This is a genomic window from Nakamurella aerolata (assembly GCF_013002705.1).
GTDB lineage: Bacteria > Actinomycetota > Actinomycetes > Mycobacteriales > Nakamurellaceae > Nakamurella > Nakamurella aerolata.
In genome coordinates this window covers 95524-107270 of the sequence record NZ_JABEND010000001.1, presented here as the reverse complement: position 1 = coordinate 107270, position 11747 = coordinate 95524, and the positions used below count along the sequence as shown (strand labels likewise).

The 11747-nt window shown below is 70.0% G+C and carries 9 protein-coding genes; 7 read left to right on the top strand and 2 right to left on the bottom strand.

What is annotated here, in order from left to right; genetic code table 11:
• Positions 1 to 117: 117 nt before the first annotated feature.
• The 7 genes from HKD39_RS00490 (at position 118) to HKD39_RS00460 (ending at position 9574) form a co-directional block, all read left to right on the top strand.
• Positions 118 to 1431, top strand: coding sequence for an ABC transporter substrate-binding protein (locus HKD39_RS00490; RefSeq protein ID WP_212753731.1), 1314 nt, complete (start codon positions 118 to 120; stop codon positions 1429 to 1431).
• A gap of 93 nt (positions 1432 to 1524) precedes the next feature.
• Positions 1525 to 2715, top strand: a complete 1191-nt coding sequence (locus HKD39_RS00485) for an ADP-ribosylglycohydrolase family protein (RefSeq protein ID WP_171197894.1) — start codon at positions 1525 to 1527, stop codon at positions 2713 to 2715.
• A complete protein-coding gene (locus HKD39_RS00480) occupies positions 2715 to 4157 on the top strand; it encodes an ADP-ribosylglycohydrolase family protein (RefSeq protein ID WP_171197893.1) in 1443 nt (480 codons plus the stop codon). The genes HKD39_RS00485 and HKD39_RS00480 overlap by 1 nt, the downstream gene beginning before the upstream one ends.
• Positions 4154 to 5155 (top strand): substrate-binding domain-containing protein, encoded by a 1002-nt coding sequence (locus HKD39_RS00475; protein WP_171197892.1) that lies wholly within the window; start codon positions 4154 to 4156, stop codon positions 5153 to 5155. The genes HKD39_RS00480 and HKD39_RS00475 overlap by 4 nt, the downstream gene beginning before the upstream one ends.
• On the top strand, positions 5143 to 7494 hold the full coding sequence (locus HKD39_RS00470) for an SUMF1/EgtB/PvdO family nonheme iron enzyme (RefSeq protein WP_171197891.1): 2352 nt from the start codon (positions 5143 to 5145) through the stop codon (positions 7492 to 7494). Before HKD39_RS00475 ends, HKD39_RS00470 begins: the two co-directional genes overlap by 13 nt.
• Positions 7491 to 8741 carry a CoA transferase gene (locus HKD39_RS00465; protein WP_171197890.1) on the top strand — a complete coding sequence of 417 codons (1251 nt, stop codon included), beginning with the start codon at positions 7491 to 7493 and terminating at the stop codon, positions 8739 to 8741. Before HKD39_RS00470 ends, HKD39_RS00465 begins: the two co-directional genes overlap by 4 nt.
• Positions 8738 to 9574: an HpcH/HpaI aldolase/citrate lyase family protein gene (locus tag HKD39_RS00460; RefSeq protein ID WP_212753729.1), complete on the top strand. Its 837-nt coding sequence runs from the start codon at positions 8738 to 8740 to the stop codon at positions 9572 to 9574. Before HKD39_RS00465 ends, HKD39_RS00460 begins: the two co-directional genes overlap by 4 nt.
• 58 nt (positions 9575 to 9632) lie before the next feature.
• Here HKD39_RS00460 and HKD39_RS00455 read toward each other — a convergent pair whose 3' ends face one another.
• Together HKD39_RS00455 and ispG are read right to left on the bottom strand one after the other, a co-directional pair.
• Positions 9633 to 10484: a GNAT family N-acetyltransferase gene (locus tag HKD39_RS00455; protein WP_171197889.1), complete on the bottom strand. Its 852-nt coding sequence runs from the start codon at positions 10482 to 10484 to the stop codon at positions 9633 to 9635.
• A gap of 52 nt (positions 10485 to 10536) precedes the next feature.
• Positions 10537 to 11733 carry a flavodoxin-dependent (E)-4-hydroxy-3-methylbut-2-enyl-diphosphate synthase gene (gene ispG / locus HKD39_RS00450; RefSeq protein WP_212753728.1) on the bottom strand — a complete coding sequence of 399 codons (1197 nt, stop codon included), beginning with the start codon at positions 11731 to 11733 and terminating at the stop codon, positions 10537 to 10539.
• Positions 11734 to 11747: the final 14 nt, after the last annotated feature.

Sequence of the window (11747 nt, the reverse complement as noted above, 5' to 3'; positions counted from 1 at the left end):
CGGACGCCAAGCGCTGTGCCTCACCCCGATCGTGCCGACGCCACAACCGTTGCGCCCCAGCCGAATCTCGCATCGCCCGGCCATCGGCCCGGCGACCACCGGAAAGGAACTCCAGCCGTGACCCGTACCCGAATTGCCCGCTCCAGCCTGATGCTGGGCTCGACGGCGGCCGCGCTCACCCTGCTGGCCGGCTGCGTCAGCGGCTCCGGTAGCGGCTCCGGCGGTGAGTCCCCCGCCCCGTCGTCGCTGGCCGCCGATCAGAAGGTGTCGCTGACGTTCTCCACCTATGCCTTCCAGGACGCAACCGTGAAAGCCACCGAAGACATCGTGGCGTCGTGGAACGCCGCCAACCCGAACATCCAGGTGACCGTGCAGAAGGTCGACCCGAACTCGGTGCACGACAAGCTGGTCACCCAGTTCGCCGGTAAGCAGGCGCCCGACATCATTCACGACGAGGCCGCCGACATCGCCGGGTTCTCCCGGCAGGGCAACCTGGCCGACCTGAGCTCACTGATCCCGGCCGATCTGAAACAGCAGGTACCGCAATCGGTCTGGGACTCGGTCACCTACGGCGGCAAGATCACCGCGGTGCCCACCATCGCCCAGGTGTACACCGTCTTCGCCAACACCGACCTGCTCAAGGCCGCCGGTGTGGCGGTACCGACCGCTGACGCACCGTGGACCTGGGACGCCATGCACGCCAACGCCAACAAGCTCACCAAGGGCGGCACCAGCGGCTTCGCCTGGGGCCTCAAGTCGCCCACCGCCGGCATCATGAGCACCTCGCTCGGCTTCGACGGCACCTTCGTCACCGGCGACGAGGCCAAACCCAAGATCTCCATCACCGACAAAGAACTCGCCGTGCCCAGCCTGCTGCGGAAGATGCTGCAGGACAAGAGCATGGCAGCCGACTCCACCAGCCTGTCCGGGACCGACACCCTCAAAGGCTTCTATGCCGGCAAATACGCGATGGTGATGGCCGGCAACTACGTCGCCACCCAGATCCAGGAAGAAGCGCCCGACGGATTCAACTGGACCATGCTGCCCTTGCTGAAGGGCACCAACCAGCACCAGGCCAGCAATCCGCAGACGCTGTCGGTGGCCAGGCAGAGCAAGTACCCGGCGCAGGCAGCCCAGTTCATTGCGTACTACATGCAGGCCAAGAATCTCGCCGCGATCGCGCAGGGCGACTCGCTGATCCCGGTCACCAAACCGGCCGCCGACCTGGTCGCCAAGAACGTCGGCGATGCCAACGGCTGGCCCGCCATGCTCGCCGCGGCCGACCAGCTGGTCGACGCCCCGTGGAACAAGGCCGACCAGTTCCCCGACTGGAAGGAGAACTACGCCACCCCTGCCTACCAGAAGTTCCTGGCCGGGGAGATCGACGAGGCCGGACTCACCAAGGAGCTCACCGACGGCTGGAAGTCCTGACCACCGCCGGCGTCCGGCCACCGGCGCCGTCCCGCACGCACCAGCACCCACCCAACCACCGATCCACGATCAGCACCGCACTGAAAGCAACTCATGACATCCCCCGCAAACCTGTTGCAGGACAAAGCTATCGGCGCCCTCTCTGCCGCCGCCGTAGGTGACGCCATCGGCGGCGCCACCGAGGGTCGTTCGCACACCGAGATCGTGCAACGCTACGACGGGCCGGTGACCGGCATCGTCGACTACTTCATGAAGGACTGGCGCACCGCAAAACCAATGTCGCCGTATCACAAGGGCGACGGGCACGTCACCGACGACACCCTGATGACCAACCTGTTGATCAAGGTGTATGCCAAGCACCGCAGGCACTTGACGGCATTCGACATGGCCAGCGACCTGGTGCCGTTGATGATGACGGACAAGACCTGGATCCCCGAGCTGGAGACCGAGACCGTACCGATTCTGCGGGTCTTCCTGGCCGAGAAGTGGTTGGTCACCAGGCTGTACTACGGGCACAACGACCCCCGCGAGGCGGGTGTCGGTAACGTGGTGAACTGCGGGGCGGCCATGTACATGGCACCGGTAGGGATCGCCAACGCCGGCGACCCGGCCGGCGCCTACGCCGAGGCCATCGAGATCACCGGCGCGCACCAGTCCAGCTACGGACGGGAGGCCGCCGCGGTGTTCGCCGCCGCCGTCGCCGCCGCCATGGCGCCGGGCGCCACCGTCGACGACGTGCTCGCCGCCGTCACCGCGCTGGCCAAGGACGGCACCGCCGACGCCATCGCCGCGGTACTGGCGTCCGTCGAGCCCGGCACCGATTGGCAGCAGGCGATTTCGCCGTTGCGGGAAGCGATCCGGCCGTTCGACACCGTCGGCGAGCAGTACCGCACCCCGGCGCAGGACTCCCGCCGACCCAGCCGGCTCAAGTCCATCGAAGAACTTCCGGTGGCGCTCGGCTTCCTCAAGGCCACCAACGGAGATGTTGCCGGCTGCATCCTGGGTGCCACCAATTACGGCAGGGACTCGGACTCCATCGCCACCATGGGTGGGGCGATCGCCGGGGCGCTCGGCGGCGCCGCCGCGGTGCCGGCCGAGTGGGTGGATGCGGTCTCCACCGGCTCCCAGCTCGACCTGCGCGCCGGTGGCATCGCAATGGCCGAGATCGCCAGCGAGATCCACGCCGCCGACAAGGCAGCATTCGCGGCCCGCGACAACGCTTTCAGCGCTCTCACCGCCCCGCCGGTCGCCGCTACCTCCCGGCCAGGGGGCGAGCCGGCCTGATGCGGTTGACCTGGGTACAACCGGAAGACCTGATCCGCCATGAACTGCGGCAGTCGGCCCAGCAGGGTCGCGACGTCGCCGACATCCGGCGCCGGTGGGCGGCTACCGGGTTGCCGGTGGCCCCGCCCTACGGCGGGGCCTCGGGCGATGTCGCCGACCCGCGGCAACGGGCGCTGGCCGTCGAACTCCTGGACGAGCTCGACCGGATGCCGGACCCCACCGCCGGAGCCGAGCCGGACGGCTGGCCCGAGATCGTCGCCACCCTCGGCCCCGACACCGACTCACCCGCCGCGGTGGACCGGACGCGGCTGCGCGGTGCCTGGTGGGGCCGGATCGTCGGTTGTGTGCTGGGCAAGCCGGTGGAAAAGATTCCGCGGCAAGGCATTGAGGAGATCCTGCGCGGCACCGGAAGGTGGCCACTGCAGCGCTACTTCACCGCCGTCGGACTCGATCCGGACGTCACCGGGCGCTGGCCGTGGAACAAGGCCAGCCGCGGTACCAGCCTCGAGGAGAACATCTCCGGGGTACCGGAGGACGACGACATCAACTACACGCTGATGGCGCTCCGCTTACTCGAGAACCGGTTGCGGGAGAACCGGTTGCGGGAGAACCGGTTGCGGCCGCACCGGGCGGCCGAGCAGCACGGTGCCGACTTCACCGCCGACGACGTGGCGCGGGCCTGGCTGCTGGATCTGCCGGTGGGTCGTGCCTTCACCGCCGAGCGAGTCGCCTTGCGCAACCTGCTGGAAGGCCTCAGCCCGCCGGCGACGGCGCTGACCCACAATCCCTTCAGGGAGTTCATCGGCGCGCAGATCCGCACCGATCTGTACGGCTGGGTCAACCCGGGGCGCCCCCGCAGGGCCGCGGAATGGGCATGGCGGGACGCCTCGGTCAGCCACGCGCGGAACGGCTTGTACGGTGCCATGTTTGTCGCCGCTGCCGCCTCCGTCGCGGTGACCGGCGCCGGGATCGACGCGGCCATCGACGCCGGCACCGCCGTGGTGCCACCGACCAGCCGAATGGCAACCGCCATCAGGCTGGGCCGCGAACTCGGCGCCGACCCGCGGTATCAGCAGGATCCGCGCGGCGCGTACCAGGCCCTGGAGACAGCGTTCGCGGATGTGCACTGGGTGCACGCGCTCAACAACATGGCATTGGTATGTTTCGCGCTGACCGCAGGCCGCGGCGACGTGACCAGAACCTTGGGCCTGACGGTGATGGGCGGTTGGGACACCGACTCCAACGGTGCCACCGTCGGGGGTCTGATCGGCGCCGCGGCCGGTCCCGGGGCCATCGCCGAACACTGGACCCGGCCGTTGGCCGGCGGCTTGCACACCAGCATTCCCGGCGAGAACGGGGTCGCCGTCGACACGTTGATCGAGCGGACCGCCGCGGTTGCCGCGGCCGTCGCGTCACCGGTGCTCACATCGGAACGCTCGTGACGACCCGCCGCCCGACCGTGGTGCAGGTGGCCAGGAGGGCCGGGGTGTCGATCGCCTCGGTATCACGGGTGCTCAACGGCAAGGCCGCACGACCGGACACCACGGATCGGGTACGCGCGGCTGCTGCCGAGCTCGGCTACCTGCCGGACGCCGCCGCACGGAGCCTGAAACTTGGCAGCGGCCGGCAGGTGACACTGGCCGTCGACGACATCGGGAACCCGGTCTACAGCGAGCTGATGCAGGGCGTCGTCGACGGACTCAGCGGATCAGGGGCCCGGCTCAGCATCGCTTCCACCGGGCAGGAGCCGTCCGAGCTCTCGGCGTTGGTACGCAACCTTTCTCGCGGGCTCGCCGACGGGCTGGTGATCAGCCCGCTGCGCCGCAGCAGCGAGTTGCTGCGCAGCCTGGTCGACTCTCCCATCCCGGTGGTGGTGGTCGGCAACCTGGCCGACGCGGTACCGCTGGACAGCGTCCGGATCGATTCGGCCGGCGCGGTGCGGTTGGCCTACCGGCACCTGCAGTCGATGGGCGCGGCTCGGATCGCCTTTGTCGGCGGGCCGCCGGACACCGCGCCCGGCTCCGCCCGGCTCACCGCGTTCCGGCAGCTCGCGCAGCACGATGACGGCCGGGTACTGGTCACCGGCTCGTTCACGGTGCGCTCCGGCGAGCGCGCGTGGAACAAGCTCGCGGCCTTGTCGAAAGCAGAGCGCCCTGATGCGGTGCTGGCCGCCAACGATTTGTTGGCGCTGGGTATTCTCCGCGGCGCGCTCAGCGCGGGCGTGGCGGTACCCGAACAGCTCGCCGTCGCCGGCATCGACGACATCACCTTCGCCAGGGTGTTCTCGCCGGCGCTCACCAGCGTCAGCCTGCGTTCGCGCGAGCGCGGCAGGCTTGCCGCTGAGCTGTTGCAGCACAGGATGTCCGAGCCGTCGGCGCCCCCGCAGATGCGAACGGTGACGCCCCGGCTGGTGGTGCGGGAGTCGACATGTCGTTCCTGACCCGCCCGGCGCGGCCGACCGTGTCCGGGGCGCCCGCCCGGGCGGCTGTCACCGTCGGGGCCGGACGCCGCCCCGGCCGGCACGCAGGGCCGACGCCCGGCCCGATCACTGGCCCGTCGGTCAGCGAGTACCCCGGCATCGAACTCGCGTTCAACCCGCTGATCCCGCGGCCGCTGGACCGGCCACAGCAGGTTCCGCTCGATCCCGACGCCGACCTGTCAGGGCTGGACGACGCGAAAATCCTTGCGGCACCGGATGATCCGGCGCTCTGGCCGGCGTGGCGGCAGCAACTGCAGCGCTGGCGACGCGAGGCGGTCGCCCGGTTCTCGTACGACGACACCATGTACCGGCGTGCCGACATGGAGTGGATCCGGCGCTGCTTCGTCATCTCCCAGGTATGGCTGTGGGACGAGCTGCTCTACGACTGGGACGAGCACCGGTTCACCCCGGAGCGGCTGCTCGCCGACGCCCGTTTCCGGTTCGGCGGCTTCGATGCGATTGTGCTCTGGCATGCCTATCCGGTGATCGGCATCGACGACCGCAACCAGTGGGACTTCTATCGCGACATCGCGGGGTTGGACGAACTGGTCGCCCAGCTGCACAACGCCGGGGTGCGGGTTTTCGTCGACTACAACCCGTGGGACGTCGGCAGCCGGCCGGGTCTGGCTGCGGGCGGCGACCCTGAGGCACTGAGTGCGCTTGCCGGCGAGTTCGCCGTTGACGGGATCTTCCTCGACACCATGCGCGAGGGCAGTTCCGGGCTGCTGTCCAGGGTCAACTGGAGCGTCGAAGGCGTGGCGGTGCAAGGTGAGTCCAGGGTCTCGGTGGCGGCGCTCGCCGACCATCCGTTGTCGTGGGCGCAGTGGTTCGCCGACTCCCCGGTGCCCGGGGTGATCCGGGCACACTGGTTCGAGCGGCGGCACATGCTGCACCACGTCCGGCGCTGGCACCGCAACCATGCCGAGGAGTTGCAGTCGGCCTGGTTCAACGGTGTCGGGGTGATGGTGTGGGAGGTCGTCTTCGGGGTCTGGGTGGGTTGGTCGGATCGGGATGCCCAGATGCTGCGCCGGGCGGCAGCGATACAGCGGGGTCTCGCCGATCTGCTCGCCGACGGGGAATGGACGCCACTGGTTGATCTGGGCGACGACACCGCCGACGCCGGGGTCTACGGTTCCAGCTTCCGCGACCGTGACCAGGTACTGCTGGCACTGATCAATCGTTCCGATGTCGATGTGACGGTGCCGCTCCCGCTCACCCCGGACGGCCGGGTCTGGGACGTATGGTCCGGCGCGCCGGCACCGCTGGTCGACGGCATTCCGGCGATCACGGTACCGGCCGGCGGCATCGGCGGCGCCTGGCAGCGCGCCGGCTCAACCGACCGCCCGGATTGGCTGCCGACGGAGCCACCGGAACCGGCGTCCTCCGCGTTCCGGCACCGCGCGCCGGTGCGGGTGGTCGACCCGGCCGGCGCACCGGGCGAACCTGGTGCTGCCGGTGCTGCGAGCGGATCCCTTGCACCGCAACGGGTCACCGCGGCACAGCGTCGGCAGCGACTGCCGGCCCCGACCTCACCGGTGCCGACCGTTCCGACCGCAACGGCACCGACCGCAACAGCGCCGACCGTTCCGACCGCAACAGCACCGACCGCAACAGCGCCGACCGTTCCGACCGTGACGGTGCCTGCCGGGCCGTACCGGCTCACTGTGCGCTACCGCAGCCGCGAGACCGGCATGTACGAGGGCGCGCCGTTCGTCAACGAATGGAAGCCACTGCCACCACGCCTGCACGATCTGCGCACGCTGGAGCGGTCCGGCGAGCTCATCGTCCCGCTGGCGGTCGCGGTCGCCGAGGTGAGCGAGCGGGAGTTCGCGAGGTTCGTTGCCGCCACCGGCTACCGCGCAGCCACCCGTAGCCGCATCCTGCCGAGTTGGTGGGGTCGCGCGGTGTCCGAGGCGGACGCCGACCGGCCGGTCACCGAGGTGGATCTGCCCGATGCCAGGGCATACGCCCGCTGGGTCGGCGGCCGGTTGCCCACCGAGGACGAATGGCAGCTGGCTGCCGGCGACCGCCGGTTCGGCCGCCGCACCCCACTGGTCTGGAATCTCACCGAAAGTGAATACACCGACGGGCGCACCCGGTTCGTCATGCTCAAGGGCGGATCCGATTACCAGCCGACCGGATCGGCCTGGTACTTCGACGGCGGACCGCAGGACCCTGAGTTTTCGGCCAAGTATCTGCTCCCGGGCATGGGTCTCGGCCGATCGGTGAACATCGGCTTCCGGGTCGCCTGGGACGCACCCGGTGGCCCGGCAACGAACCCGAGTGACGCCGCCCGGTGACCGGAACCGCAGCGCTGCACGGGATCACCGTGATCGACGCGTCGACCCTGTTCGCCGGCCCGATGACGGCGATGCATCTCGGTGACGTCGGTGCCGAGGTGATCAAGGTGGAGCACCCGCGCCGCCCCGATCCGGCGCGTGGGCACGGGCCGGAACTGAACGGCCAGAACATCTGGTCAAAAACGCTGGGCCGCAACAAACGCACCGTTCAGATCGATCTGGCGACGCCGGAGGGAGCCGCGGTGTTCCGCCGGCTGGCGGCCGGCGCCGATGTGGTGATCGAGAACTTCCGGCCCGACACACTGGAACGCTGGGGCCTCGGCTACCCGGAGCTGTCTGTCGACAACCCCGGCCTGGTACTGGCCAGGATCACCGGGTTCGGCCAGATCGGGCCGTACCGGCGGCGGCCGGGCTTCGGCACCCTGGCCGAGGCGATGAGCGGTTTCGCCGCCGCCACCGGCGACCCGGACGGCCCGCCAACGCTGCCGCCGTTCGGGCTGGCCGACGGAATCGCCTCGCTGGCAGCGGCTTTCGCCATCTCCACCGCGCTGTACCAGCGCACCATGACGGGCAAAGGCACAGTGATCGACCTGGCCATCGTTGAGCCGATCATGGCCATGCTCGGCCCGCAGCTGTCCCGCTGGGATCTGCTCGGTACCGCGGCTCCGCGGCTGGGTAATCGATCGGCGAACAATGCGCCACGCAACATCTACCGCACCTCCGACGACAAGTGGGTAGCCGTCTCGACCAGCTCGCAGAGCATCGCCGAACGGGTCGTCAGGCTGGTGGGACGCCCCGATCTCGTTGCGCAGCCCTGGTTCTCCAGCGGGCACACCAGGGCCGAGCACGCCGACGAATTGGACGCGACGGTGGGCGGCTGGATCGCCGACCGTACCCAGCAGGATGTCATCGAGCAGTTCGAGGCGGCACAGGCGGCCGTCGCGCCCATCTACCAGCCGGCGGACATCCTGGCCGATCCGCAGTTCCAGGCGCTCGGCACGGTGCTGCGGGTGGCTGACCCCGACTTCGGAGAGTTCGCCATGCAGGGACCACTGTTCCGGATGGCCGAGGGTGCCGGGCCGGTCCGGCACACCGGTAGGGACCCCGGCGCCGACACTCGAGCGGTGCTCACCGAACTCGGCTACAGCGAACCGGAGGTGGATCGGCTGCTCGCCGACGGTGTTGTCGCCGCGGCCGACGGTGCCGTCGGCGCCGATACCGGCGGCGGCCGGGCGGACGAATCGTGACCGGCGAGGTGAGCAAGCGGCCGGCCCTCACGTACCTCTACGTTCCGGCCGACCGCCCTGATCGCGTTCGCAAGGCGCTCGCCTCGGCGGCCGATGTGGTGCTGATCGATCTGGAAGACGCCGTCGCCCCGGCGCACAAGGCCGCCGCGCGGCGCGCGCTGCCTGAGCTGCTGGACCGCGTCGACCGGCCGTCACAGGTGCGGGTCAATGCCGCCGACACCGCCTGGGGCGCAGCCGATCTGGCGCTGGTCGCGGAACTGCCGACAGTGGTCGGTGTGCGGATTCCGAAGTGCGCGAACCCGGCCGTGGTGAGCGCGCAGATCGCCGGCGCGGGTGACCGGCCGGCCCACCTGCTGCTGGAGTCCGCGCTCGGGGTTGAGCGGGCCTTCGAGTTGGCTCAGCTCCCCGGGGTCGCCTCACTCGGACTCGGCGAGGCGGACCTGCGCGCCGACCTTGGCGTCACCGACGACGCCGGGCTCGACTGGGCCAGGTCTCGGCTGGTGAACGCCTGCGCGGCAGCGGGTCTGCCGGCCCCGATCATGTCGGTGTACACCCAGCTGCGCGATCTGGCGGGGCTGGCGGACTCGTGCCGCCGCGGGCGGGCCCGGGGCTTTCTGGGCCGGGCCGCGCTGCATCCGGCGCAGCTACCGGTGATCCGGGACGCCTTCATCCCCAGCGCCGGCGAGATCAGCGCGGCTCGGCAACTGCTCGCCGCTGGCAACGGCGCCAACGCGTTGCCGGACGGGCGTTTTGTCGACGAGGCGGTGCTGCGGCAGGCCCGCCGCACGCTGGCGCTCGCCGGGGCGCCCGCCGCGCCGCCCGACCCCGGGTGACGTGCAATCAGAACAGCACCGCAGTCAGAACGGCACAGTGCTCAGAACGGCAGAGTGCTCAGAACAGCACCGTGGCGTAGGTGCCGACCTGCTGGAAGCCGATGCGGCGGTACACCGAGCGGGCAATCACGTTGTACTGGTTCACATACAGGCAGGGCAGCCGGCGAAACCGTTGCTGCACCTGCTGTACCACCGCTGCCAATGCCGGGGCCGCGATACCTCGACCACGCCAGGCCGGGTCGACCCACACCCCCTGGATCATCGCGGTGTCGCGGGACAGGGCCCCGATCTCGGCCTTGAACAGCACGCGCTGCCGGCCGCCTGCGTCCGGGTCGGTCAGCAGCGCGAACGCCCTGCCCTGTTGCAGCAGCTCGCTGACCCTGCCCCGATAGCTGCGACCGTCGTCGCCGGCCAGCGGATCGGCGCCCACCTCCTCGGTGAACATCGCCACCGCGGCAGGCAGGTAGCTGTCGATGAAATCGGCTGGTACGGCACGGATCCGCGGGTCGGGTGGCAGCAGCGGCGGCTCGGCGCAGGCCAGCAGCGGCTGGTCGGGGCGGACCTCACGGGCCACTCCCCAGTGCGGCTGCAGGTATTGCCACAGCGGCAACACCAGCGGTGCGCTACCCACCAGCGAGGCGACCGTGCGGCGGCGCCGGCCCAACGTCGTGGCGATGGGGCGCAGGCCGGCCGGGGTGCCGCTCACCGGGATCAGATTGCCACCCGCGAACACCAGCGCGTCCCGGCCACCGCCCACTCCCCAGAAGGTGCCGCCGAGCGCGCGACCGGACTCGGCCTGCTCCCAGCGTTCGGCTACCAGGCAGTTGGCGATCGGGTCGGCCTGCAGCGCCGCGACGATCTGCTCGCGGTTGGCCGGGCCGAGGGTGCGGGCCGACAGTGCGGTCAGCACGACGCCGACATTCGACGCTCCGCGCGGCCGCGGCTCCGCTGCCGACGCATGGTCAGACAGTGGTGACCGACGGCTCGCCGGACGGCACCCCGTCGGCCTTCATGGTCTCCGCGATCCGCATGGCCTCATCGATCAGGGTCTCGACGATCTGCGATTCGGGGACGGTGCGGATCACCTCGCCTTTGACGAAGATCTGCCCCTTGCCGTTGCCGGATGCCACCCCGAGATCGGCCTCCCGGGCCTCCCCCGGCCCGTTGACCACACACCCCATCACCGCGACCCGCAGCGGCACGTCCATGCCCTCGAGGCCGGCGGTCACCTCGTTCGCCAGGGTGTAGACATCGACCTGCGCCCGCCCGCACGACGGGCACGAGACAATCTCGAGGCCCCGCTCCCGCAGGTTCAGCGATTCCAGGATCTGCAGCCCGACCTTGACCTCTTCCACCGGCGGTGCGGACAGCGAGACCCTGATGGTGTCGCCGATGCCGCGGCTCAGCAACGCGCCGAAGGCAACCGACGATTTGATGGTGCCCTGGAACGCCGGCCCGGCCTCGGTGACGCCGAGATGCAAGGGATAGTCACACTTTTCGGCGAGCAGCTCGTACGCCCGCACCATCACCACGGGGTCGTTGTGCTTGACCGAGATCTTGATGTCGCGGAAATCGTGCTCCTCGAACAGCGAGCACTCCCACAGTGCCGACTCGACCAGCGCCTCAGGGGTGGCCCTGCCGTACTTGGCCAGCAGCCGCTTGTCCAGGCTCCCGGCGTTCACCCCGATCCGGATCGGGGTGTGGTGCTCTTTCGCGGCCTGCGCGATCTCGGCGACCCGATCGTCGAAAGCCTTGATGTTCCCCGGGTTCACCCGAACCGCGGCGCAACCGGCGTCGATGGCGGCGAACACATACTTGGGCTGGAAATGAATGTCGGCGATCACCGGCAGCTGCGAGTGCTGAACGATCTGGGCCAGGGCGGCGGCGTCGTCGTTGGTGGGCACCGCCACCCGCACGATCTGGCAGCCGGCCGCGGTGAGCTCGGCAATCTGTTGCAGGGTGGCGTTGACGTCCGCGGTCTGGGTGGTGGTCATTGACTGCACCGAGACCGGGTGCTCCGAGCCAACGCCGACGCCGCCGACGTCCAACTGCCGGGTGGGCCGCCGCGGCGCCAGCACCGGCACCTCCCGGTCGGCCGGCATGCTTGGCATGCCAAGCCCCACAGAGCCCAGGTCCACCGAGGTGTTGGCGCTGGTCATCGAACGCTCCCGCA

Excerpts from the sequence above, each read along its gene's own strand:
- HKD39_RS00485 (WP_171197894.1), top strand. The coding sequence starts at position 1,525 with ATGACATCCCCCGCAAACCTGTTGCAGGACAAAGCTATCGGCGCCCTC.
- HKD39_RS00480 (WP_171197893.1), top strand. The coding sequence starts at position 2,715 with ATGCGGTTGACCTGGGTACAACCGGAAGACCTGATCCGCCATGAACTG.
- HKD39_RS00470 (WP_171197891.1), top strand. The coding sequence starts at position 5,143 with ATGTCGTTCCTGACCCGCCCGGCGCGGCCGACCGTGTCCGGGGCGCCC.
- ispG (WP_212753728.1), bottom strand. The coding sequence starts at position 11,733 with ATGACCAGCGCCAACACCTCGGTGGACCTGGGCTCTGTGGGGCTTGGC.